This is a genomic window from Acinetobacter sp. YH12069 (assembly GCF_013419675.1).
Classification (GTDB): Bacteria; Pseudomonadota; Gammaproteobacteria; order Pseudomonadales; family Moraxellaceae; genus Acinetobacter; species Acinetobacter amyesii.
The window spans coordinates 172,826-196,199 of the sequence record NZ_VOZS01000002.1; the positions used below are offsets into that span (position 1 = coordinate 172,826).

Genomic DNA, 23,374 nt, shown 5'->3' on the forward strand with positions numbered 1-23,374 from the left:
CCTCTACGTTGTAGGGGCTTTTTCTTATTAAACTTAAATATAATCTATATTATTTTAGCGTATTATTTTTCCATTTTCTTTAAGTACTTGACCGTCATAAATATAGGTAATTTTATACTTTGCACCTGCAATTTGTTGAGCTTCATTGTCAGGTACACCCATAAAATCAGGCATTTTCACTACAATTTTACTGGCCGAAGCATTGACTTTAATTAAATCAGAACATGATCCAAAGGCAGGTGAAACTGTCAATTTCTTAGTTGAAGAAATTTTTACGAAATACAATGTAACAGGGCAACCGCTTCCACCAATCTCCTCAACAAGTAGGATATCATCACTATTTAACTGGTATATCCCTCTAACATCTAAACTAGTATTTCCTTCTACCATAGGGTTAACCAGTTTGTTATTAAAATACAACGCACCACGTGGATAATCATCTGATTCTTTTATTTGAAACTTACCATAACGTGTTTTATGAAAATGCTCATGTGCGTATGCTTGACATACAAATCCACTTAGTAAACTTAAGAATAAAGCTTTATAAATCATTATTAGTACTCTTGAACTTCTACGATACAATATTATTTTACTGACATTTCTTGAATATTAATGCTAAATATTAAAAAAAGGATCATGTCATTACTATTCTCTTTTAAACTTAGAATTAAAATATAATGAGGTTAGCCCCTATTATCCCCCTATGTCACTAAAGTTACCTTTGGTTTCTCACTACACGGATTCATAATTTTAATTTCTTTATAGTAACTCTCATCATCTTCGATTAATTCATAATTAAAATGAAAAGAACCATCTTCCTCAAATCTATAATATGTTGCAAGCCTAGTAAAATCTTCTAAACCTTTTGTTTTATGACTTATAACAAAATACGTTTTTAAACTCGGTATTCGGTAAAATTTAATCTCGTACTGGCCTTTTTTAACTTTTTCATGGGTAATGAAACATTTGTTTTTATTATCTACCATTAAAGCTTCAAAAAAATCTTGCTTATGATTTGATTCATTATAGACCATAAGTAAGTGTGGAATATTTGTCGCACCAATTTTAAACCCAATCAGATCAGGACTAAATTGATAAGCAATTGCAGTTTTACTCCATTCGCTTATCAATTTCTCAGTTTTATTCTGATAGGTTTTAATATAGTCACATTGATAAGTTTTATCATTACAATTTGTTTGAATAATTTTAACATCTCCGGCCTGTGCCAATACTGTTGGCTTTGAATAGACAATACAGCTCAAAAATATAATTCCCATAAATATTATTGATTTTATTATCATTTTAAACTTTACCTATATTTTAATAAGATTTATTTTTTGTTTTAACAAATGAAATTTACATAAAGACCTATTTAATTTGCTCAAATAAAAACCATCTTAAACAGTGAGCAACTTTTAAGAATTCTACATGAGTCCTAAACTATATAGGATTTTTAAAAAACATACTTGCTTATTATAATCACTTCATCCCAAAAATCAGCTTTAACCCAAGCACTGTCATCACTGCCCCTGCTGCCCGATCAAAACCCGCTTTAAACTTCAAATAGACTTTACGTGGTTTTTCTGCTGACAAAGCCACAGCGACCAATGAACACCACCCTGCATCGATAAAGAAACACAAAACTGGCAGTACAAAGTAAAAATACGTCGGAATCTCTTTCGGTAGAAGTGCCGTAAAAATACTGGCTAACACAATTGCAATTTTAGGATTCGACAACTGGGTAATTAAACCAGTGGTAAATGCACGACGGAGTGACATTTGCGAGCTGCTCGCATCGCCTGCTTCAATCGGTTCTTTGGCATGTTTAATAATTTTAAATGCCATCCACAGCAAATATAAACCACCACAAATTTTTAAAGCCAAATAAGCAGAAGGTACAGCCAATAAAAATGCCTGCAAACCCAATACCGCTAATAGGCCAAATATTGCAGCGCCCAAACCTGTACCAAGAGCGGTAAATAAACCGTGTTTACGTGAAATCGCAATGGAATTCTTCGCCACATAAATTGACGTTGGCCCCGGGCTCATTGCACCAAGTAATAGTGCTGCCGCAATCGAGCCTAATATCCAAAATGATTCCACTGTCACACCGTTTTCACTTAAATTCGTGGCAATTTTACAGATAGAATCTCTGAATTTCTCCCTATAATTTGCAGTGTTTATTTTAATTGACCAAATTTTTCACTATAAATAACTTGAATACCGCATTAATCCATCGCATGATCGCTAAAAGTACAAATTAATATCAAGACAATGAAATTAGCTGAAGCCCTACTTTTACGCAGTGACTTACAAACAAAATTGGCCTCGCTGCAACAAAGAATCAATAACAACGTGCTCATTCAAGAAGGTGATGCACCTAGCGAAGAACCAAATGCTTTAATTCAAGAAGCATTTGCTGTAAATACAGAACTTTATGGTTTAATTGAAAAGATTCACGCCACCAATGCACAAGCTAAAACCGGTTCAGGACGCTGCATGCTTTCAGTGCTCAATGAACGTGATTTATTGACCCAACAGCATCGAATCTTGCAACAAGCAATTGACAGCTCACGCCGTGAAAATGGTCGTTATAGCTCGAGTGAAATCCGTTGGATTAAAACCATTGCAGTGGCAGATTTACAGAAACAGGCTGATAGCATTAGTCAGCAACTTAGACAAAATAATTTAGAAATTCAGGCATCCAATTGGCAAATTGACCTGATAGATTGACCTGATTTAGTCATTTGAACCACGGTTCATTCCAGTTCGGGCATACTGGGCGAGTACAGAGCCTTTTTAAATGTTTGTAAGGCTTTAATCCAACAAACTAAACTGCAGAAGTAAGACGTCTACTTCAAAATGTTCACACATCTGATGTAGCACACTGCATCTGTGACTCTTTACATGTCACGTCTCACTACCGTGTACTGACAGTATGTCCACCCTATTTTTGATGCATCTATCTGCTAATCGTCATCTGCGGCGGCTTCATTGAGTGCAACATCTTCACGGGGCAATTTATAGTCATGGTCATTTACAGGGACACCGCCAATGATCATGGTGCGATGTTCATTTTGAGGACGATGCAATTCGTCTGTCGTATCACAACCCACCATCCAAAAACTGCACAGGCACAGCATAGGCAGCACAGCCTGACTTACTTTGCTCATTGGATGCCCTCCATTTTTATAATTATCTTGTTTATAAATTCAGCATAGCATTTTTATGCAGATATTCACCTTATTTATCTGCCGATTTAGGGTCAATTGTCAGGAATTATGTCTCAAAGATCTTACCAATGCGGATGAAAATTCATGTAGATATGAATATTTTTCCTTTAAAAATAAATCATTTATTTATTTTATTAAAACTACATAGCAGACAAGTTACAAAACTGCTATCGAATACGATTTTACTTCGGACACTTTTGTCCGTTTAATAGCAAGATAAATTTAAAATGATGATGCCAAAGAATAATGTCCACACGTCAACAACTCGCTGCACAAAATCGTGAAATCCTTTTAGAAGCTGCGATTGAGGTATTCCGTATTCACGGGATCAATGCGCCTTTACAACTCATCATGGATCAGGCTCAAGTTGGACGTGCGACGTTTTATCGTAATTTTAATGACCGTCGTGAGTTGGTACTCGCCTTAATGCAAGCTGCCTTGAACCGACTTGAACAGCGTGCGCTTAATTATGCACAGTTCGATGATGGATTTATTCGCCTCATTCAAGACCATATTTATAATATTCCCTATCTCACGGCTTTAATGGAATATTGGCGTGTGATCGATCGGGATGATCCAGCCATGGTTGAAATATACCAACGACGTGATGCCATATTGCAACCGATGATTGATCAGGCCATTCAAAATGGTCGCTGCCGAGCAGACTTTAAACCGGCGGACTATGCCATGGTCACCTCCATTTTACGTGCAGCTTTGCAAGGCCATACCGAAGCAGATCAGGAAAAACTCGCCAAACGTGCCGTGGAATTTTTACTACATGGTATTTGCGGGTAACACGTCATGTCCAAATCACCGCGTTTATTAGAAACTGCTCCGGATTGGACACCCGAAGAAAAACCGACTTTGCCCGGATCTCCCGCTGCCATTGCACATCCCACCTATAAGCGTTTCTTATACTTCTTTATCGGTTTATTTGTTGCGATCTCGGGGAGTTTAAGTAATGGATTTATCACGGCAAATCTTCCCCTTCTACAAGGTGAATATGGCTTAACGCCTTCAGAAGCGGCTTGGATTCCTGCGGCATTTGTTATGGCAAATGTCAGCTCTAACCTGATCTTATTTAAAGCCCGTCAACAATATGGACTTAGGCTATTTTCAGAAATTGGTTTGGTTTTATTTATCGCGGTGATGGTGCTGCATTTATTCGTCCATACCTATGAAATGGCAATTTTTGCACGGGTGATTAGCGGCTTACTTGCAGCTCCCCTCAGTTCGCTTGGGATGTATTACATCATGCAAGCCTTTAAACGTGCTCATTTTGGTCGTGGGCTATATCTGGCTTTAGGCTTTCAGCAGTTGGGGATTCCGTTGGCATGGATCATGTCTCCCTATCTGGTCGATGTCAACGATTGGTCTATTTTTTACACCTTTGAATTAGGTTTAGCCTTATGTTGTTTGGCGATGGTGGTCTCTCTTAAATTGCCACGAAGTCTACGTATCGAAGTGTTTGAAAAGCAGGATTTATTCACCTTTACATTATTGACACCCGGCTTTGCTTTGCTATGTATCGTGCTAACTCAAGGCCCGATTCTTTGGTGGTTTGAGGCTGAATGGTTGGCCTATTTACTCATCGCCGCTTTGATTCTTTTAGTTGTCGGTCTGACCTATGAACATTTTCGGGTCAATCCCCTGATTGTCACACGCTGGCTCGGAACATCGTCGACCGTAAGTTTTATTATCGGTGCCTTTGCCATTCGCTTTCTCATGTCAGAACAAAGCTATGCAGCCGTGAATTTTTTGAAAACCATGGGCATGGGACCCGACCAATTTGTTTCCTTTTATACCGTCGTGCTGATCGGGATTGTCTTAGGAACAGTGTTTAGTGCCCTGACCTTTTCCAAAGAAAAAATTGTGCTTCATCTACTCGGTGCAGCAGGTCTCGTGCTCTTTGCCTGTGCCCTGGATTACCACCTGACCAGTGATGTACGACCGCATGATTTTTATTGGAGTCAGTTTTTGGTGGGCTTTGCCAGTGGCATGTTTATTGGCCCACTTTTGCTTACAGGCATTGTCAGTGCTTTGTAAAAAGGCCCATCGCACATGGTGACGTTTATCGTGCTGTTTTCTGCAACGCAAACCTTTGGGGGATTGGTCGGATCCTCGTTCTTTTCGACCTACCAGCAAATGCGTACCCAAACCTATCAGGCACAGATTTATAATGATTTATCGCAAACCTCACCTATAGTGGAACAGCGCCTACAACTATTGGCTCAAATTGCGCATCAATATTCTTTAGACCCTAATTTAGATCAACAACAAGCCATACGTAGCCTTAATCAAACCATCACTCGAGAAGCCCAAGTTCGAGCCTATAACGATGTGATTTTTTTAAATGGCATATTCGCCGTTTTATTGTTGCTTTGGGGTTTATTGCTGATGGGCAAAAATAAATATCAATTACGCCAACAGCAACGCACGGATAGTAGTTAAAATTTTCCCGACTTAAACAACATAAGCAACCGCCAAATGACCTAATTGATATTGAGAACAACATGACCGAAGACCATAAACCCACTGAGCAAGCAGCACCACAGCAACCACAAACAGCAACCGCTATGCCTGCGCCATCGAGCAAGCTTATTTCTACGCCGCAGCGTACCCTGGTTTTCATGTTGATCATCCTCTTGTTGGGAATTGCACTGATCTTATGGGTGTGGCGGATTGGTCCATTTCATAACAGTATCGAGTCGACTGAAAATAGCTATGTCAAAGGCAAAACCACGGTGCTTTCATCACAAATTAATGGTTATGTGAAAGATGTTTTGGTGACGGATTTTGATCATGTGAAAAAAGGTCAAGTGCTTATGCATATCGATGCAACGACCTATGATCAAAAAGTCACACAGGCTGAATCTGGGGTGGAACAAGCACAGAACTCACTTGCCAATCAAAGCCAGGCCATTGAACAACGCAGAGCAGATATTACGGCAGCCGAAGCGAAAGTGGACCAATCACGTGCGGCTTATGAATTAGCTCTTGCACAAATGACGCGCTACCAACAACTCGGCAATACTGGCGCTGCATCGAAATCAGAACAAGATAAAGCCACTGCAGACGCTAAAAATAGTTTGGCCCAACTTCATCAAGCAGAAGCCAATTTGCTGGTTGCCAAAGAATCATTCAAAACTGCACAAGTTGCAGCGACAGGGCTTAAAGCGCAAGTGAATAGTGCCAAAGCACAATTTGATCAGGCAGTGACCACTAAAGACTACAGCACGATTGTGGCACCTATGGATGGTCAGCTTGGCGAAGTCAGCCCGCGTATTGGTCAATATGTTGCGGCAGGCTCTCAACTGATGTATTTAATTCCACAGCAGCGCTGGGTGACTGCTAACTTTAAAGAAACGCAAATTGCAGATATGCATATTGGTCAAAAAGCGTGGTTCAGCGTCGATGGCATGAAACATCAAAAATTTTACGGCAAAGTTGAGCAAATCTCCCCTGCGGCTGGTTCTGAATTTAGTGTATTGAAACCTGACAATGCCACAGGAAATTTCACTAAAGTCGTGCAACGCATTGCCGTGAAAATTGCAATTGATCCCAATCAACAAGGTTTGGAAAACTTAAGACCCGGCATGTCTGTCGTCACCTCCGTTGATGTTGCTAGTTAGCAGATATCAGCAGTGAAGTGCTATAAGCAGAGTTGAACTGACCAAGATGCAAAGGATTTTATCTTCTGCACCTCCCGTTTTACAATGCCTACCTATTTGAACTCTAACCACCAAGATAACGATTACCAACATGTTTGAATCTATCGCCCACGCCATTCCTGAGCAGACTATTCAATATCAAGGGGTTGATTTGTGTATTAAGCGTTTGGACTTGGTACACCCACAAATATCAGGCAATAAATTTTATAAACTTAAATACAATTTTATTGAGGCACAGAAATTAGGGTTTAAACAGGTGCTTAGCTTTGGCGGTGCTTATTCAAATCACATTGCAGCCACTGCATTTGCTGCACAATTATTTGGATTCGGCAGTCTAGGCATCATCCGTGGAGAAGAATTACAACATCAAGCCCGAAATCCTACTTTAGCCACCGCCGAACAGTTTGGTATGCAGCTCAGTTTTGTCACACGCCAAAAGTATCGTGAACAGAAACAAGCTGACGCTTTAGCGCAATTACGACAGGAATTTCCCGAACATTATGTCATTCCTGAAGGTGGAAGCAATGCATTGGCTATCCGTGGCTGTAGAGAAATCTTAAGCCATGAAAATCAAAAAAATTTTGATCTCATCTGCTGTGCAGTCGGTACAGGTGGAACCATAACGGGCTTGATTGAAGCCAGTGCTGAACATCAACATGTTCTTGGCTTTTCAGCGCTCAAAGGCAATTTTCTTTGCGACGATGTTGCTCAGCTGACGCAGAAAACCAATTGGAGCATCAGTGATGAATTTTGCTGTGGCGGCTATGCCAAAACAACGCCGGAACTTTTACAGTTTATGCATGACTTTGAACAACGCTTTGCGATTCCATTAGAACAGGTTTATACGGCTAAAATGTTGCGAGGTATTTTCAGCATGATTGAGCGGGGTCAGATTAAAAACCATCAGCGTGTTTTAGTGATCCATACTGGTGGCCTACAAGGTCGCTTGAAAGGTTCAACCGAAGCGCTAAAAAGCGTATAATCCTGCGTCCTTTCTTCCACGCGGAAACTTACCATGTCGCAAAATCAATATGATGTCCTTGTTTTAGGTGCTGGTGCATCAGGCTTAATGACGGCATATAAAGCGGCACAGCGTGGACGCAAAGTTTTAGTAGTTGAAAAAGCCAATAAAGTTGGCAAAAAAATCCTAATGTCTGGCGGCGGTAAATGCAATTTCACCAATTTATATGTCGAACCAGAAAATTATATTTCACATAATCCGCACTTTGTTATTTCAGCATTAACTCGCTATACCAACTGGGACTTCATTGGTATGGTCTGCGAATATGGCATTGAGTACGAAGAGCGCAAACATGGGCAGTTATTTACCCAAAATGGTGCAAAAGAAATTCTCGCCATGCTATTGGCAGAATGTGACAAAACAGGCTTGGTGGATATTAAAACCAACTGTGAAGTAAAAGCAGTCAATGCCTTGCCAGAACAAGGCTTTCAAGTGGCAACCAATCTAGGCTATTTTGAAGCAGAATCGGTGGTTATTGCCAGTGGCGGTCTTTCTATTCCTACTTTAGGTGGTTCAGGAATTGGCTATGAGATTGCCAAACAATTTGGTCATTCTGTCTACCCCACTCGCGCTGGCTTAGTACCCTTCACTTTCTCCGATAGTTTTAAAGAAGTCACCACACGCTTGAGCGGCAATGCTGTTGAAGCCACGTTATCGAATGAGTTAAACAGTTTTACTGAGGCTCTACTCTTTACTCACCGTGGTTTAAGTGGCCCAAGCTCATTGCAGCTTTCAAACTACTGGGATGTCGGCCAACGCTTTAATATCAATTTCCTTCCAGCTTTAGATGTTTTAGATTTCCTCAAATCTAAGAAATCTAGTCAACCCAAAGTGTTACTGCGTACACTGTTCAATGAACACTTACCGAAAAGTGTAGTTATAGAATTACAAAATCTGATTTGGCCTGAACAAGCTGAATTAGCCATTGGCAATATTAGTGATGAAAAACTAGAACTTATTGCAAGCCGTTTAGAAAGCTTTGAAGTGAAGCCATCAGGCACTGAAGGTTACCGTACTGCTGAAGTTACACTCGGTGGTGTGGATACCACTGAAGTCTCATCAAAAACCATGGAAAGTAAAAAACAGAAAGGCTTGTACTTTATTGGCGAAGTGCTCGATGTAACGGGTCATTTAGGTGGATACAATTTCCAATGGGCATGGGCTTCTGCACATGCAGCTTCTGAATACGTCTGATCTCGACATAGAATGAATTAATCATAATCTGCAGATGATCTCTGCATAAAAAAGGCTGATTCATTCAGCCCTTTTTTTATGCCCGATCTGACTTATTCAAGATAGTCGGTTTTAAATAATGATACTGACGACGACGAAGTTCGTTGAATTGTCAGATCCATTTTTTCAACGGCAACTGAAATATGTTGTGGTTGCACGCTTGCGGTTTGTTTGAGTGTCGATACTAAAGTATTGAGCATTGAAATTACCCCCATTTTGCCATTCCTTTGCACGGATCATAAGTGTCATTCATGACAGCAATATGAATCCTAAGTTTTTATATTTTAAGTAATATTCCATATATCACTATTACTTAAAATACCAATTTTCGAGTAAATTTCAATCATTATTTTTGGACTGATTGGTATAATTTTTTTCACTGTTTGGCGGTGATTGTTCTGCCTGCTCCAAATTAGTGCGTTTTGGTTTTGCAAAAATAAAGCGTCGTGCGCTTGCCAAAAAACCCACCGTGATCCCTGCAATAATCACTGGGGCTAAAAATTTATTCGGTGCTTTTGCCATACAATATTCCTTATAAAGCATTAAAATCGACCACTTAAGCGTGGCCGATTTTTTTAAAGACAGAATAGTTTAATTTGGATCATCTGGTTTTGGCGGGGTTAAAGGTTCCGAAGGTGCATCGACCTGTTTTTCAGCCTCGCCTGTCGATCCAAATGGATTATTTTGTGGTTGATCACTTGGGTTTACATCCAACTGATCTGGCGTCGCAGTTTCTTTTTCACTGACGCCGGGAGCAGCCTGTTGAATGTTTGGATAGCCATCATCGGTTTTCACTTCAGAAGTCATCACAGATGTTGATGGCGTTGGACTCGCTACAGACGATGTAGGCGTATTAAAGGTGGTTTTTGCCTTCGCCTGTTCCTGTACTGGATTCGGTTCGTTGGCTTCACGTTTCGCTTTATCGATAAGATCTGATAACAATCGTTCCGCCGGATTGCGACCACCTAAACCAAAGGCCAAAGCGAAAGCAACTGCAACCGCACCGAGAGTTAAACCAAAGGCCAAATTCACGATCGAGTCGGCAATACCCATGGCACGCAAACCCATGGCAACAACCAAGCCCATAATCAGCACACGAACCAAATTACCTAACCAACGTGAACTGTTATATTCCCCTCGTTGCACCACATTTGCCACAATATTGGCAAGCCAGAAACCCACCACCAAGATTACAGCACCAAGTAAAATACTTGCACCGAACTGGATAAACATAGCAATAAGGGCACTGATTTGCTCAAAGCCTAAACGGTTAGCAGCTTCAGATACCGCAAACAACATGGTGAAAAATACAATGAGGCAACCGACCACATCCGACACTTTGGTTTTGCCCAAAAAGCGTTGAATGTCTAATTTTTCTGGCACAGTATCAACACCTGTACCCGAGATCACATCCACCACTAGACGCGCTACAAAGCGTGACACCACATAGGCCAAGATTAAGATTAAACCTGCGGCAATGATGTTCGGTATCGCATACATGATCTCATGTAACATGGCTGTTGCAGGCTGAGAAATCGCCTCGATACCAAGTGCTTCGAAAGCCACAATTAAAGCCGTGATAATAACTATAGCAAAGACAAAATTACCCAAAACTTGAGCAAGTTTTGCATTTTTGAACATGCCCACTTTTTCGACTTGCTGCTGCAAACTCAAACTGTTTACCAAGCCTTCCACAATGCCTCGCACAATCTTCGCCAAGATGTACCCCACAAAGACGATGACACCGGCAATAAAGATATTGGGAAGATAAGAAACAACTTCAGTGACCATATTTTGGATTGGGAACAAGAGACCATTCAAACCCAAGATCGATAAAACAATCGGTAGGAAAAGTAACAAGATTAGCCAATAAACTATTTCACTGATATTTTGACTGATTGGGCTGACGCCAACCTCAGAACTAAGTTTTTCATCGAGTTGGGTTTTATCAAGCAGTTTCTTTGAACCGACTTTGACCAAACTCGCCACGATCCAACCAATAAAACCTACAGCTACCGCAGCCAAGAGCTGTGGAATAAATAACAAGAACTGCTGAATCATATTACTGAATGGGCCACTGACACTGGTCAAATTCAGCACATTGAGCGCACCAATGACGGCAATGATCAAAATAATCCAGAACACTACTCTGGAGACTATATTTTCAACATTGGAACGGTGCCCAGTTGCATTTGAAAGTTTTTGATTTGTACCTAATTGTTGCAGAACTTTTTTGACGCCAGCAGCAATCAATAAAGCAATGACCCAACCAATCAGGAGAATTGCTACTGCACTTAAAATGGGGTGAAACTGTTCCCAATAATACATGGCATCAAAACGGCCACGCGGACCACCCAGATAATCATTCATACGTTCGCCCTCATTGTTATACATGATCTGTTGTTATGTGCATTTTTACGTATGCCGCGATATCACACAGCATTGGTGCTTTAAACTTGAGCTTTCTTTTCCACCTTAGTTTTTGCGTATTTTTTAATCAACCAAAGTATGCATAACTCCAACAAAAGCTCACAATTGAATGTAAAAAAGCCTTGGCATAACCAAGGCTTTATTTGTGTCATTCTGATGAGATGCTTAAGGTTCAGATCTTGCAATCATGTAAATCTGACTCATGTATTTATCATCAATTATTATCAACGATCTGTCGCAGTTGCAGTATTTGAATCATTAGCAACAGCTTCATCCCCCGCTGTACCGCTAGTCGTATCATTGGCAGTTGCAGTTTGTGCATTCGGTGCAGGATGATCAGGTGGTGCATCCGAAGCAGACGGTTTCATATCTGCAAACATATAAAACAATAACGCGATTAAGAAGATACCCACTAAGATCAGTATGTACACAGGGATACGTTTTTTTTGTGTTGTTTCTTCCGTACTGGTGGTATGGGGTGGTTTATTAAAATCGTGTGTCATATTCCCCTCGCTATTTTGTTGTTCGTCGTTCACTTTTTATACTAGCAATACAATATCCATTGTTGTGTGAAGAACAATTACAATCCGTGAAAACATGTAACTTAAAAGATCAGTTCAATTTACATCCGTTTTTCTGTTTAGATAGTTCCCTTAATTTTAGATTTAAAATCAATCGCTAAGGTAAAAATATCGGAGCATGAAATGAATGTACCATTTCAATCGTATTCATTTTCAGAGTATCAAGTGTTGCAAAAATAAATGCTTTTTTGAGCTAGATGGAATTCTCTGCTTTTGATGAATGAAATGAGCTATAATCATGCACCTTATTTTTCACCTGTTATCAAATCTATGGCGTACCATCAACAAGGTGTAACGCTTGATCTTGACACTGACGTCACTCATCAATGTTCCCTTCATTACACTCGTGATCAGCATCTTATTGGCATTATTGAATTTAGTAAGCCAAGTTATGTGTTGAAATGGGGTGATTTGGAATATTTCCGCCGACGTACTGAAGAGTTTTCAGTGATGCCATTCCCTGAATGCATCAATGCGATGGTGATTGATATTCGAAATATTGCGGCTTTTTTAGATAATGAAGTGCCTATTATTCCTTGGCGCTTGCTCGAAGAAGAATGCCCGATTCGCTTAGTTGTTCCCCAAGATCGACTGGAGCATTATGCTGGCTTTTTTGAACCGACTTGGTTGACTTCCGACGTAGACACAGCGATTCAAGAAATTCGTGAATTTATGGATATGTTTGTGCATTAACACGGAGATTAAACTAAAGTTTAATCCCGAAAACCTCCATTTGGAGGTTTTTTTATGCCCTTTTATTTTCATTATCTATTTCACAATAAATATAATTCATTTAATATTCAATCACTTATAACAAATTTACTTATAAAAAATCTTCATAACTTATCCCATTTCTTAGTAACAATTCGGCAATAAATTTTGCTTGAGCCTTGTTCGATTTATCACCTAAGATGTAGAAAATGATCTCTTTTTTATTGTTGAAACATTCTTAAAAACAAAGCAATAAAACTAAATACGTAACAAGATCATAAAAAGTGGATATTAAATCAGGGTAAAAGGAGTTTTAACGATGACGTCAAAAAAACATTTAGCAACTTTGTTCTGTGCAAGTGCGCTCACTTTAGGGCTTAGCGCATGTAGTGACAATAAAGCACCTACAACGGATAAAGCTGCAGGAAGTGAAGCTGCTGTTTCTGACTCAGGGACTTTAGATAAGATCAAAAAATCGGGCACGATTGTTTTAGGCTATCGCGATTCATCGATTCCATTTTCATATATCGCAGATAATCCAAACCAACCTGTGGGTTATGCGCATGATCTTCAATTAAAAGTAGTTGAAGCAGTAAAAAAACAATTAAATCTTCCCGATTTAAAAATCCGTTATAACTTAGTGACCAGCCAAAACCGAATTCCATTAGTTTCTAATGGCACCGTCGACTTAGAGTGTGGTTCAACCACCAACAATAAAGAACGCCAACAACAAGTTGATTTCTCAACAGGTTTCTTTGAAGTGGGTTCACGCTTACTTACTGCAAAAGACTCTGGGATTAAAGACTTCGCTGACCTTAAAGGTAAAAAATTAGTCACCACGGCAGGAACTACATCTGAGCGTTATATTCGTCAACATGAAAAAGAGTTAGGTATTGGTGAAGTCATTTCTGCCAAAGACCACGCTGAGTCTTTCCTCATGCTACAAAATGGTCGTGCAGCGGCATTTATGATGGATGATATTTTGCTGGCGGGTGAAAAATCGAAAGCCAAAGATCCAAACAAATGGGAAATCGTGGGTACAGCACCGATTCAAGAAATTTATGGTTGTATGCTACGTAAAGGCGATACTGGCTTTAAACAAGTGGTTGATGATGCAATCAAAGCGACCTATAGCTCTGGTGAAATCAATGACATGTATAAAAAATGGTTCCAAACGCCAATTCCACCAAAAAATATCAATTTGAATTTCCCGATGTCTGATCAATTAAAAGCATTGATTAGCAATCCACATGACCGTGACGAATAACTTTCCCTAAACATTCTAAAGATGCTTAAGCCAAACGGATTTTGGCTTAAGCTCATTATAGGGAGTTCCTATGAATTATAGCTGGAATTGGGGTGTGCTGTTCCAATCTACTGGTGTAGGTGATTCGACCTACCTGAATTGGATTTTAATTGGAATCGGCTGGTTGTTTGTCATCGCTTTGGTGGCATGGAGCATTGCGATGGTGCTCGGCAGCATCTTGGGTATTATGCGTACCCTACCGAGTCCTGTAGCACGAGGTATTGGTACTGCCTACGTGACTATTTTCCGAAATGTACCCTTATTGATTCAACTGTTTATTTGGTTCTATGTTGTACCTAACTTCCTTCCTGCTGCGATTAAAAGCTGGTGGATGAATGACCTTGGGGCAAATACGACCGCCCTAATTTCTGCAAGTGTCGGCTTGGGTCTATTTACAGCTGCACGGGTCTGTGAGCAAGTCAGGACAGGTATTGAAGCGCTTCCTTTGGGGCAAACCAATGCAGGTTATGCCATGGGATTTAGCACGGCTCAACTTTACCGCTATGTGATCTTACCGCAGTCATTCCGCACGATTTTGCCACCCCTCAGCTCTGAGTTGACCAACTGTGTCAAAAACACCTCAGTTGCGTCTTTGGTCGGTGTTGCAGAAATCATTTCACAGATGAAAACCATCAGTGAATACACGCAAAACACCATCGAAATTTATACCTACGTCACCATTATTTTCATCGTGATCAACATCTGTTTAATTGGTTTCATGAATTTTCTGGAAAAACGCCTACGCGTTCCTGGCTTAATTGCAGGAGATAAATAATGGAATGGCTCAGTTCTTTTATTCAAGACCTCCAAGCGTCTGGCCCTGCACTATGGCATGGTTTCAGCATCACGCTAAAAGTGGTGATCACGGCAACCATTGGTGGTGTCTTTATTGGGACTTTATTGGCGTTGATGCGCCTGTCCTCGATTAAAGTATTTAATATTTTTGCTAAAGGCTATGTGAACCTTTTTCGTTCTATTCCTTTGCTCTTGGTGCTGATGTGGTTCTACTTTGCCGTACCCTTTATCTACACAGGGATCACCGGTAACTATCTGACGATTGATACTGCCCTCGTTTCGAGTATCGTGGCCTTCATGCTATTTGAAGCGGCTTACTTTTCAGAGATTGTCCGTGCCGGGATTCAATCAATTCCTAAAGGTCAAACTTCTGCAGCTTATGCTCTCGGTATGAGTTATAGCCAAGCAATGCGCTTAATTATTTTGCCGCAATCTTTTCGCAAAATGACGCCACTTCTCTTACAACAAACCATCATTCTGTTCCAAGATTCAACCATGGTTTATGCCATCGGACTGTTAGACTTTTTCCGCACCAACTATGTTCGAGGCGACCTTATGTCATTGTTAACTCAATACATTCTGTTTGCTGGTTTGGTGTATTTCACTATTAGTATGATCGCTACCTATGCAGTTAAAAAATTACAACGGAGGTTAAGTGTATGACCGATCAAAAAACGATGATTGACCTCCAAAATGTCAGTAAATGGTATAAAGATTTTCAAGTGCTTACCGATTGCACGACTCAAATTAAACAAGGTGAAGTGGTTGTGGTGTGTGGGCCTTCTGGCTCAGGTAAATCAACGCTCATTAAAACCGTTAATGGACTTGAGCCTTTTCAGGCCGGTACGATTTTAGTCGACGGTATTTCCATTAATGACCCAAAAACCGATTTAAATAAATTGCGTAGTCGTGTCGGCATGGTATTCCAGCACTTTGAATTGTTTCCACATTTATCCATTACCGAAAACCTGACTATTGCGCAGGTTAAAGTCTTGGGTCGATCAGAAGCCGAAGCCAAGAAAAAAGGTTTGGCTTATTTAGACCGTGTGGGTTTAAGTGCGCATGCCGCTAAATTCCCTGCACAATTATCAGGTGGACAGCAACAACGTGTTGCCATTGCACGTGCGCTCAGTATGGACCCGATTGCCATGTTGTTTGATGAGCCGACTTCGGCACTTGATCCAGAGATGATTAACGAAGTGCTTGATGTCATGGTGGGTCTTGCAAAAGAAGGTATGACCATGATGTGTGTAACCCATGAGATGGGCTTCGCGCGTCAGGTTGCGGACCGTGTGATCTTTATGGATCAAGGAAAAATTGTGGAAGACTGCAGCAAAGATGATTTCTTTAATGCCCCTCGTGGTGAACGAGCGCAGCAGTTCTTAAATAAAATTCTGCATTAACATCAAAACGTATTTAGTTTTCAAAAATAAAAAAAGCTCATCCATCGATGAGCTTTTTTCATGGCACCTTACCAATAATTTTCTACCGCAATATTGCCTTCACCACGACGGTTCATAGTCAAACCACGCGCCTTTAATGCTGCCTTGGTGTCATCAACCATTTGTGGATTACCACACAGCATGACATGCGTCGTTTCCACATTAAACGCTAAGCCTGCCGCCTGTTCTAACTCGCCATTTTCAATTAAAACTGGTAAACGATCATGCAGCAGTGCATTTGGATCACGTGTCACAATAGGTATAAATTTAAAACCCGTATGCCCTTCGCCAAAGGTCTCAGCGATTTCTTGAATCCGCTCTACATAAGCCAGTTCTGATACGGTGCGCACACTGTAGACTAAATTAATTTTTTCGTATTTAGACCACGTTTCAAAGTCTTGTAGCATCGATAAAAATGGTGCTAGACCCGTTCCTGTTCCCAACAGCCATAAGTCCTTTGGCAATGGCAACTGATAACGCGCCAAGGTAAGGAAACCATATGGAACTTTTTCTAAATACAGCTCATCGCCCACTTGTAGATGCTGCAAATTTGAAGTAAACGCACCATCAGGAACGACGATAGAGAAAAACTCTAAAGTTTCATCAAAGGGGGACGACACCACAGAATAGGCACGAACCACCAATTCATCGCCCACTTTCAAACCAATTCGTGCGAACTGACCAGCGGTAAATTTAAAATGCGCAGGACGTGTCATGGTAAAACTGAACAAAGTATTGGTCCAACGGTGTACAGATAAAACCTTTTCTAAGCTAAATTTTTCAATTGACATGATTTGAACGTGGCGTGACAGACTGTGCTCATGTTAGCATGACAGCATAATTTATTAATATTTTTTAAATGTTAAGGCCTGATTCATGCGCATGACTTTACGCCAGTTGGCTGTTTTTGTAGCAGTCGCTCAAGAAGGTACCGTTACCAAAGCCAGTGATGCTGTCAAACTTACTCAAAGTGCAGCAAGTATGGCATTGGCAGACCTCGAAGATGGTCTCGGTGCTCCACTGTTTGACCGACTTGGTAAACGCTTGCAATTGAATGACTTGGGTCGTTTTTTATTGCCACAAGCTTTGGAAATTTTAGGGCGCTGTGAAGCTTTTGAACAAGCAGCGAAAGGCGAACTACAAAGTATTGATCTGCGTTTGGGTGCGACCCTAACCATCAGTGACTACTTGATGCCAGACCTCATGGCAGATTTCTTACAAATTCAGCCTCAAGCACATTTACAACTTCAAGTCGGCAATACCCGCCAAATGATTGAAGCGGTAAACCAATTTCAGTTGGATTTGGCCTTAATTGAAGGTTCATGTCATCTGCCACAGCTGCAATGTATTCACTGGCGTGACGATGAACTTGCTGTGTGCTGTTCACCTGAGCACCCTTTAGCGAAGTTGGATCGTGCACTCACTGCAGCTGACTTTGATAACGTAGAATGGATCTTACGTGAAGAAGGTTCAGGCACACGTGAAGTATTTGATAACGCAATTTTAAAAGACCTGCCAGATGCCAATATTCGTTTAACCTTGGGTCATAACGAAGCCATTCTAAAAATCGTGGCAGGTGGTCTTGGTATGTCATGTATTTCTAAACTTGCGATTGAGCCTTTACGTGAAAAAGGTCAATTGGTGGTTTTAGATACGCCGTTTTGGCAACTTGCCCGTCCATTATTTATGTTGGTACATCGTCAGAAATACCAAGGACCGGGTCTCAAAGCCTTTATGCAATTTTGTGAAAAATCTGTTTAAACTAAAAAGCGCCTAATGGCGCTTTTTTTTATTTATTAAATTGTCGTTCGCAAGGTATTCCGTCGTTGTTTCCGTCCATTTTCGTACCTGGACAATGTTGTAGAAAATAGACCGCTTCTTCATAAGATTTCATCTGACTACAATGCGTACGCCCATCACAACTAAACTGTACTTTCTCTACTGCCCTTGGCGTATCACTTGAAGAAGGTGCCTGCGCAGTGTCTTGAACAACAGACTGAGCCTGCGTTGAAGCTGTGCCGTATAGGTTTTTTTCACCTTGCTCAGACAGCACCCGATCGGGTAAATCCCCCTGTGCTTTTCGTTGTTCTTTTACAATATTTTCATTTTCTTGCATGAGCTGTTGTAAATGTAGCTGCTTCTGTTCTTGATACTGCTGATATTTCCCATAGATTGCCACAGCTAATACCACAATTACAATGAGTCCAATCATGCTGATGATTTTACTGCCCCAAACTGTGCCTTTACCTACATCGTGAGGTATAACTTGCTCATTCACTCGATCTGTCATTGATTCAAATGACGGATTTATCTGTTCATGAGTGGACTGCTCTTTTTTCAAATCTAAACGGATGATATTTACCGCTTTAAATTTACCTTGATCTGCTTCAATCCTGTATTTGAGATTTTCTCCAACACGTGGCTCGATGTGTCGGCTAGGAAAATCACGAATATGAAAAAATAAATCCTTTGCTTGATCTTGTTGTATAAATCCAAAGCCGCGCTCAACGTTATAGCTTTTGATTTTCCCCTCTTTAAACATAAAAATTGTCTCTCACATTTTCTTTTAATGCTCTTATGATAATAAAAAAGAGGTCCTATAGACCTCTTTTTTATTTCAAAGATTTCATGGAAATCTCAAAATCACATTATTTACGCAAATTCGAAAGCAAAGCTGAAGTAATTGACTGGTTATTTGCCACTACTTTAGATTTTTTAGCTTTTGCAGATTTGTCTTCTTCACGCTCAATGTTTATGGCTTTATAACGATCACCATTTTTCACCACATTAAATTTCACACGATCATTACGTTTTGGCTCGACACCATCTGCGGGAAAGTCAGAGATATGGAAAAATACATCACCTTCTTCACATGAAAGAAAGCCAAAGCCCTTTTCAGGATTGTACTGCTTCACCTTACCTTTATATTGTTCGGACTTCATAAAGTACCCTATTCCATTTATGCCAATGTCTTTAGTATATAAAAAAGAGGCTATAAAAGCCCCTTTTCTGTTCATGTTGCAAAAATTAATCTTTTTGAACTGAACCGAAAATTTTATCGCCTGCATCGCCAAGACCAGGAACGATATAACCGTTTTCATTTAAACCTTGGTCTACAGATGCTGTATAAATGATCACATCTGGGTGAGCTTCATTTACACGTTTAATGCCTTCTGGAGCGGCAACAAGCACCATGACACGAATATCTTTACAACCACTGGCTTTTAGAACGTCAATAGCAGCAACGAGCGATGAACCTGTTGCAAGCATTGGGTCAATAATCATCGCTAAACGGTTTTGTACGTCTGGTACTAATTTTTTGTAGTAAGTACGCGCTTCTAAAGTTTCTTCATCACGCTCTAAACCCAATACAGATACTTTCGCACTTGGAATCAGGTTTAAGAAACCATCCAACATACCAATACCTGCACGTAAAATCGGTACGACTGTTATTTTTTTACCGGCAATACGATCTACAATTACTTTACCATTCCAACCATCAATTTCATGATCGACCATTGGTAAATCTTTCGTTGCTTCATAAGTCAGAAGCATAGTCACTTCTTGAGCAAGCTCACGGAAGTTTTTAGTACTAATATCTGCACGACGAAGTAAGCCGAGTTTATGTCGGATTAAAGGATGACGGATTTCATGGATAGCCACGGGAGAACACCTAAAAGGTTAAGATAAAATTTCAACCATTATAAAGCTATTTAACAAATGATAAAAATAAAAAAGCCCCCTTTACAGGAGGCTTTTTTGTAATAAGCAAATTAATTGCTTAATTCATTAGTTAAATCCACTTTGAATTAAGCTAAAAATGAACTGTTGTAATTCAGGTGAGATCGCAAAGTATGCCACTTGAGATACTGCAATGATTGGATCTGGATATACACCGATCAACAACACAAGTGCAGCTGCGCCAAGCACCATAATACCACCCACTTTTTGACCCCAATGATCAACAGCGTCGATACGTGGGTTTTCTGGTGGAGTCATGTACATCACAATCATCACACGTAGGTAGTAGTACAAACCGATACCTGAACCAAGGATCACCATCGCAGCTAAGAACCATGAACCACCAGCAACCGCTGTTTTGATCACAAGGAACTTACCAATAAAGCCAGCTGTTAATGGGATACCTGCAAGAGATAACATCATGACAGTCAGTGTTGCAGTCAACACTGGACGACGCCAGAACAAACCACGGTACTCCGCAAGGCTACCTGCTTCGTCTTTGTTGTTGTAAGGGCTAGACATCAGTGTCACAACACCGAACGCACCAATCGTTGTTAATACATAAGTAATCACATAGACGTTGACGCTGCTGAATGTTGCAAAGCCTTGTACTTGAACAAAGTCAGTATTACGTGCACTGACAATCGCAACAAGTAAGTAACCAAAGTGAGCGATTGAAGAGTATGCAAGGATACGTTTCAAGTTCACTTGACGTACTGCTAGTAAGTTACCCGCAAGGATAGACAATACTGCAATGATGGTCACGATCGTGATGAAGCTGTCAGAAAGGATTAAGCCAGAAGCCAAGAAGTAACGAACGAATAGACCGATCATTGCCACTTTAGCCACAGTCGCTAAGAATGTCGCGATTGGCGCTGGCGCACCTGCATACACGTCTGGTGTCCATTTGTGGAATGGCGCAAGAGACAATTTAAATGCAACAGCAAAAACAATCAGTGCAAGACCAAGGACTACACCCGGTTGGCTGAATGTTGTGAACATTTTGCCTGGTTCAGCAACGAATGCCATTGTACCTGTGTACGCATATACATAAGCCATACCCATCAACAACATCGCAGAAGCAGTTGCTGAAAGCACCAAGTATTTCACACCCGCTTCAAGCGACTGTGAACGTTGGTGTGTATAAGCCAATAGGCCGTATACAGGAATCGACATTAACTCAAGACTGATAAAGAAAGACGCATAGTGCGAACTTGCAACCATTAACAATGCACCTGTTACAGAGCACAGCATCAAGATATAAAGTTCTTCACGGTTATCTTTATAGGTTTCGATATACGCATGTGACAATGTGCAGCAAGCAAGTGCTGCAATCAAAATCACGAATTGGTACAACATCGTAAATGGATCTACGATGAACAAATTCATTACGTTTGCAGGTGCATACTGCCCTGCAACGAAAACAAAAATAATATAAAAGGCTGCAAGGTTCAGACCGATAACGGAAGTCGTTGCAACTAAATTGTGGTTACGCTTGATTGCAATTAGCAACATCACGACGATCGCAGTTAAAGCCACGATCATCACAGGAGCTAATGGCATAAGCTCAGAAAATGACATTGTGAAGTCCATGGCTTATTGCATCTCCACATTTTCAGGTTGTACAGCAATCTGCTGCACAACATCAACGACTTCTTGAACTGGGATATAGCTATTTGCAATCCACGCCATGCTTGAATTTGAAATATCAAGGAAGGTTTGTGGGAATAGACCAAGCCATACTAGACCAAGAGCACAGATTAAAAGAATCACAACTTCACGCGCATTTAAGTCTTTCAACGGATTTGCGTAATGCTGTTTTTGTTCTTCGTTTGGTGTACCAAACAACGCTTTGTGGATCAGGATTAAACCGTAAAGACCGGCAAATACTAAGCTTACTGCAGCAAGGATTGTGTACACAGGGAACTTGTCATAAGAACCCATCAAGATCAGGAATTCACCGATGAAGTTACCTAGACCCGGAATACCTACAAGTGCCGCAACAAAGAACATTAAGAAGAATGAAAGGTATTGGAACTGACCACGGATACCGCCCATTAAACGCATGTCACGTGTATGCAGACGTTCGTAAACCTGACCACACATAATGAACAATGCAGCAGAAGATAGACCGTGAGCCAGCATCATAATCATCAAGCCTTGGAATGTCAGGATGTTACCTGCATACAAAGCAAGAAGTACGAAGCCCATGTGCGAAATAGATGTGTACGCAAGCAGACGTTTCATGTCTGTTTGTTGGAATGCACACCATGCACCGTAGAAAATACCGATTAGACCAAGAATGATCGCGATGTCAGCAAACTGAGCAGATGCTACCGGGAAGAATGGAATAACGAAACGTAAAAGACCATAAGCCGCAGTTTTAATCAAGATACCTGCAAGGTCGACAGAACCCGCTGTAGGTGCTTGCGCATGTGCATCTGGTAACCAGCCGTGTAATGGGAAAACTGGAAGTTTTACCGCAAAACCAATAAACATACAGATCATGAATGCATACGCAAGTGCTGGAGCTTTCGCCTCAACAGTGTGTGCAACACTCATCAAGAAGTCATAGTTAAAGCTGATTTGACCGTGAAGTTGGAAGCCAACAACCACTAGACCCAAGATACCGATCAACATGATCAGACCTGCCACCTGAGTATAGATAAAGAATTTAGTTGCAGCGTAAACGCGTGACTTACCTTCTGCCCCTTTATGACCCCAAAGTGCGATCAAGAAGTAGATTGGTACCAGCATCATCTCCCAGAAGAAGAAGAATAGGAACATGTCAATCGCTAAGAATACACCGATCACACCACCTAAAGACCACAGTAGGTTTAAGTGGAAGAAACCAACGTTCTTTTGAATCTCACCCCATGAACAGCCAACTGCAAGTACACCCAGTAATGCAGTTAAACCTACCATAAGCAGTGAAAGACCATCCACCGCAAGGTGAATGTTAATCCCTAAAGTGGTAATCCACGGTAGGTTAAATTGAGCAGCCCACTGTGGAGCTTGTGTACCCAACTCGTAGTTATAAGTACCGCTTTGCCATAAAACGACGGTTAACACCAACGTTAATAGCATACCAATTAAGGCAATATAGCGTGGTAAGTGCTTGTCGAGTTTATCGACAAGCCAGCATACAAAACCTGCAATGAACGGAATAAGGATCAGAGCGGGTAGAATTAAATTGTTTGGAGTTTCCAT

The 23,374-nt window shown here is 40.7% G+C and carries 24 protein-coding genes and 1 pseudogene; 12 read left to right on the forward strand and 13 right to left on the reverse strand.

Going from position 1 to position 23,374, the window contains the following annotated elements; translation table 11 throughout:
* Nucleotides 1-54 precede the first annotated feature (54 nt).
* The 3 genes from FTU16_RS00980 to FTU16_RS00990 form a co-directional block, all read right to left on the reverse strand.
* Nucleotides 55-552, reverse strand: a complete 498-nt coding sequence (locus tag FTU16_RS00980) for a hypothetical protein (protein ID WP_180162505.1) — start codon at nt 550-552, stop codon at nt 55-57.
* 149 nt (nt 553-701) lie between these two features.
* Nucleotides 702-1,262, reverse strand: coding sequence for a hypothetical protein (locus tag FTU16_RS00985; protein ID WP_180162506.1), 561 nt, complete (start codon nt 1,260-1,262; stop codon nt 702-704).
* 217 nt (nt 1,263-1,479) lie between these two features.
* Nucleotides 1,480-2,103 (reverse strand): LysE family translocator, encoded by a 624-nt coding sequence (locus FTU16_RS00990; RefSeq protein ID WP_078191198.1) that lies wholly within the window; start codon nt 2,101-2,103, stop codon nt 1,480-1,482.
* 171 nt (nt 2,104-2,274) lie between these two features.
* Between FTU16_RS00990 and FTU16_RS00995 the strand changes: the two genes are divergently transcribed.
* The gene (locus FTU16_RS00995; RefSeq protein ID WP_111884907.1) at nt 2,275-2,733 is read left to right on the forward strand and encodes a DIP1984 family protein; all 459 of its coding nucleotides are present in this window, start codon (nt 2,275-2,277) and stop codon (nt 2,731-2,733) included.
* A gap of 236 nt (nt 2,734-2,969) precedes the next feature.
* On the opposite strand, the gene FTU16_RS01000 is transcribed toward FTU16_RS00995, so the two are convergent.
* Nucleotides 2,970-3,173, reverse strand: coding sequence for an NF038215 family lipoprotein (locus FTU16_RS01000; protein ID WP_180162507.1), 204 nt, complete (start codon nt 3,171-3,173; stop codon nt 2,970-2,972).
* 306 nt (nt 3,174-3,479) lie between these two features.
* Here FTU16_RS01000 and FTU16_RS01005 point away from each other — a divergent pair, with 306 nt between their 5' ends.
* The 5 genes and pseudogenes from FTU16_RS01005 to FTU16_RS01025 all read left to right on the forward strand — a co-directional run bounded on the left by FTU16_RS01005 (nt 3,480) and on the right by FTU16_RS01025 (nt 9,119).
* Nucleotides 3,480-4,028 (forward strand): TetR/AcrR family transcriptional regulator, encoded by a 549-nt coding sequence (locus tag FTU16_RS01005; RefSeq protein ID WP_180059305.1) that lies wholly within the window; start codon nt 3,480-3,482, stop codon nt 4,026-4,028.
* 6 nt (nt 4,029-4,034) lie between these two features.
* Nucleotides 4,035-5,684, forward strand: a pseudogene (locus tag FTU16_RS01010) (MFS transporter).
* Nucleotides 5,685-5,746: 62 nt separating this feature from the next.
* Entirely contained in the window at nt 5,747-6,865 is a 1,119-nt protein-coding gene (locus FTU16_RS01015) for an HlyD family secretion protein (protein WP_180162508.1), read from the forward strand.
* A gap of 130 nt (nt 6,866-6,995) precedes the next feature.
* Nucleotides 6,996-7,886, forward strand: coding sequence for a 1-aminocyclopropane-1-carboxylate deaminase/D-cysteine desulfhydrase (locus FTU16_RS01020; protein ID WP_180162509.1), 891 nt, complete (start codon nt 6,996-6,998; stop codon nt 7,884-7,886).
* Between the two features lie 33 nt (nt 7,887-7,919).
* A complete protein-coding gene (locus FTU16_RS01025; protein ID WP_180064943.1) occupies nt 7,920-9,119 on the forward strand; it encodes an NAD(P)/FAD-dependent oxidoreductase in 1,200 nt (399 codons plus the stop codon).
* Nucleotides 9,120-9,497: 378 nt separating this feature from the next.
* On the opposite strand, the gene FTU16_RS01030 is transcribed toward FTU16_RS01025, so the two are convergent.
* From FTU16_RS01030 to FTU16_RS01040, 3 genes are all read right to left on the reverse strand, one after another.
* Nucleotides 9,498-9,680, reverse strand: coding sequence for a hypothetical protein (locus tag FTU16_RS01030; RefSeq protein ID WP_180156306.1), 183 nt, complete (start codon nt 9,678-9,680; stop codon nt 9,498-9,500).
* Nucleotides 9,681-9,749: 69 nt separating this feature from the next.
* On the reverse strand, nt 9,750-11,528 hold the full coding sequence (locus FTU16_RS01035; RefSeq protein WP_180162510.1) for a mechanosensitive ion channel: 1,779 nt from the start codon (nt 11,526-11,528) through the stop codon (nt 9,750-9,752).
* A gap of 284 nt (nt 11,529-11,812) precedes the next feature.
* Nucleotides 11,813-12,091, reverse strand: a complete 279-nt coding sequence (locus tag FTU16_RS01040; RefSeq protein WP_111884899.1) for a hypothetical protein — start codon at nt 12,089-12,091, stop codon at nt 11,813-11,815.
* A gap of 348 nt (nt 12,092-12,439) precedes the next feature.
* On the opposite strand from FTU16_RS01040, the gene FTU16_RS01045 reads away from it, so the two are divergent.
* From FTU16_RS01045 to FTU16_RS01065, 5 genes are all read left to right on the forward strand, one after another.
* Nucleotides 12,440-12,862 carry a hypothetical protein gene (locus tag FTU16_RS01045; RefSeq protein WP_078191199.1) on the forward strand — a complete coding sequence of 141 codons (423 nt, stop codon included), beginning with the start codon at nt 12,440-12,442 and terminating at the stop codon, nt 12,860-12,862.
* 337 nt (nt 12,863-13,199) lie between these two features.
* Nucleotides 13,200-14,147 carry a transporter substrate-binding domain-containing protein gene (locus tag FTU16_RS01050; RefSeq protein ID WP_180004747.1) on the forward strand — a complete coding sequence of 316 codons (948 nt, stop codon included), beginning with the start codon at nt 13,200-13,202 and terminating at the stop codon, nt 14,145-14,147.
* Between the two features lie 70 nt (nt 14,148-14,217).
* Nucleotides 14,218-14,961, forward strand: coding sequence for an amino acid ABC transporter permease (locus tag FTU16_RS01055; protein ID WP_078191087.1), 744 nt, complete (start codon nt 14,218-14,220; stop codon nt 14,959-14,961).
* Nucleotides 14,961-15,644 (forward strand): ABC transporter permease subunit, encoded by a 684-nt coding sequence (locus FTU16_RS01060; RefSeq protein ID WP_168378570.1) that lies wholly within the window; start codon nt 14,961-14,963, stop codon nt 15,642-15,644. Before FTU16_RS01055 ends, FTU16_RS01060 begins: the two co-directional genes overlap by 1 nt.
* Entirely contained in the window at nt 15,641-16,384 is a 744-nt protein-coding gene (locus tag FTU16_RS01065; protein WP_078191089.1) for an amino acid ABC transporter ATP-binding protein, read from the forward strand. The genes FTU16_RS01060 and FTU16_RS01065 overlap by 4 nt, the downstream gene beginning before the upstream one ends.
* A 68-nt stretch (nt 16,385-16,452) precedes the next feature.
* Here FTU16_RS01065 and FTU16_RS01070 read toward each other — a convergent pair whose 3' ends face one another.
* Entirely contained in the window at nt 16,453-17,214 is a 762-nt protein-coding gene (locus FTU16_RS01070; protein ID WP_180064027.1) for a ferredoxin--NADP reductase, read from the reverse strand.
* An 85-nt stretch (nt 17,215-17,299) separates the two neighbouring features.
* Here FTU16_RS01070 and gigC point away from each other — a divergent pair, with 85 nt between their 5' ends.
* On the forward strand, nt 17,300-18,184 hold the full coding sequence (gigC, locus tag FTU16_RS01075; protein WP_078191091.1) for a LysR family transcriptional regulator GigC: 885 nt from the start codon (nt 17,300-17,302) through the stop codon (nt 18,182-18,184).
* 28 nt (nt 18,185-18,212) lie between these two features.
* Here gigC and FTU16_RS01080 read toward each other — a convergent pair whose 3' ends face one another.
* From FTU16_RS01080 to nuoM, 5 genes are all read right to left on the reverse strand, one after another.
* A complete protein-coding gene (locus FTU16_RS01080; RefSeq protein ID WP_180162511.1) occupies nt 18,213-18,965 on the reverse strand; it encodes a cold shock domain-containing protein in 753 nt (250 codons plus the stop codon).
* Between the two features lie 106 nt (nt 18,966-19,071).
* Complete coding sequence (locus tag FTU16_RS01085) at nt 19,072-19,365, reverse strand: cold shock domain-containing protein (RefSeq protein ID WP_078192288.1); 294 nt, start codon at nt 19,363-19,365, stop codon at nt 19,072-19,074.
* 85 nt (nt 19,366-19,450) lie between these two features.
* Nucleotides 19,451-20,086: a uracil phosphoribosyltransferase gene (gene upp / locus FTU16_RS01090; RefSeq protein ID WP_180039663.1), complete on the reverse strand. Its 636-nt coding sequence runs from the start codon at nt 20,084-20,086 to the stop codon at nt 19,451-19,453.
* A gap of 126 nt (nt 20,087-20,212) precedes the next feature.
* Nucleotides 20,213-21,757 carry an NADH-quinone oxidoreductase subunit NuoN gene (nuoN, locus tag FTU16_RS01095; RefSeq protein WP_078191095.1) on the reverse strand — a complete coding sequence of 515 codons (1,545 nt, stop codon included), beginning with the start codon at nt 21,755-21,757 and terminating at the stop codon, nt 20,213-20,215.
* A 3-nt stretch (nt 21,758-21,760) separates the two neighbouring features.
* Entirely contained in the window at nt 21,761-23,374 is a 1,614-nt protein-coding gene (gene nuoM, locus FTU16_RS01100; RefSeq protein ID WP_078191096.1) for an NADH-quinone oxidoreductase subunit M, read from the reverse strand.

Coding starts and splice junctions, on each gene's coding strand:
- FTU16_RS01055 (WP_078191087.1), top strand. CDS start 14,218: ATGAATTATAGCTGGAATTGGGGTGTGCTGTTCCAATCTACTGGTGTA.
- FTU16_RS01050 (WP_180004747.1), top strand. CDS start 13,200: ATGACGTCAAAAAAACATTTAGCAACTTTGTTCTGTGCAAGTGCGCTC.
- FTU16_RS01030 (WP_180156306.1), bottom strand. CDS start 9,680: ATGGCAAAAGCACCGAATAAATTTTTAGCCCCAGTGATTATTGCAGGG.
- FTU16_RS01000 (WP_180162507.1), bottom strand. CDS start 3,173: ATGAGCAAAGTAAGTCAGGCTGTGCTGCCTATGCTGTGCCTGTGCAGT.
- FTU16_RS01070 (WP_180064027.1), bottom strand. CDS start 17,214: ATGTCAATTGAAAAATTTAGCTTAGAAAAGGTTTTATCTGTACACCGT.
- nuoN (WP_078191095.1), bottom strand. CDS start 21,757: ATGGACTTCACAATGTCATTTTCTGAGCTTATGCCATTAGCTCCTGTG.
- FTU16_RS01025 (WP_180064943.1), top strand. CDS start 7,920: ATGTCGCAAAATCAATATGATGTCCTTGTTTTAGGTGCTGGTGCATCA.
- FTU16_RS00995 (WP_111884907.1), top strand. CDS start 2,275: ATGAAATTAGCTGAAGCCCTACTTTTACGCAGTGACTTACAAACAAAA.
- FTU16_RS01020 (WP_180162509.1), top strand. CDS start 6,996: ATGTTTGAATCTATCGCCCACGCCATTCCTGAGCAGACTATTCAATAT.
- FTU16_RS00980 (WP_180162505.1), bottom strand. CDS start 552: ATGATTTATAAAGCTTTATTCTTAAGTTTACTAAGTGGATTTGTATGT.
- FTU16_RS01085 (WP_078192288.1), bottom strand. CDS start 19,365: ATGAAGTCCGAACAATATAAAGGTAAGGTGAAGCAGTACAATCCTGAA.
- FTU16_RS01035 (WP_180162510.1), bottom strand. CDS start 11,528: ATGAATGATTATCTGGGTGGTCCGCGTGGCCGTTTTGATGCCATGTAT.
- gigC (WP_078191091.1), top strand. CDS start 17,300: ATGCGCATGACTTTACGCCAGTTGGCTGTTTTTGTAGCAGTCGCTCAA.
- FTU16_RS01040 (WP_111884899.1), bottom strand. CDS start 12,091: ATGACACACGATTTTAATAAACCACCCCATACCACCAGTACGGAAGAA.
- FTU16_RS01065 (WP_078191089.1), top strand. CDS start 15,641: ATGACCGATCAAAAAACGATGATTGACCTCCAAAATGTCAGTAAATGG.
- FTU16_RS01005 (WP_180059305.1), top strand. CDS start 3,480: ATGTCCACACGTCAACAACTCGCTGCACAAAATCGTGAAATCCTTTTA.
- FTU16_RS01045 (WP_078191199.1), top strand. CDS start 12,440: ATGGCGTACCATCAACAAGGTGTAACGCTTGATCTTGACACTGACGTC.
- FTU16_RS01080 (WP_180162511.1), bottom strand. CDS start 18,965: ATGTTTAAAGAGGGGAAAATCAAAAGCTATAACGTTGAGCGCGGCTTT.
- nuoM (WP_078191096.1), bottom strand. CDS start 23,374: ATGGAAACTCCAAACAATTTAATTCTACCCGCTCTGATCCTTATTCCG.
- FTU16_RS01060 (WP_168378570.1), top strand. CDS start 14,961: ATGGAATGGCTCAGTTCTTTTATTCAAGACCTCCAAGCGTCTGGCCCT.
- FTU16_RS01015 (WP_180162508.1), top strand. CDS start 5,747: ATGACCGAAGACCATAAACCCACTGAGCAAGCAGCACCACAGCAACCA.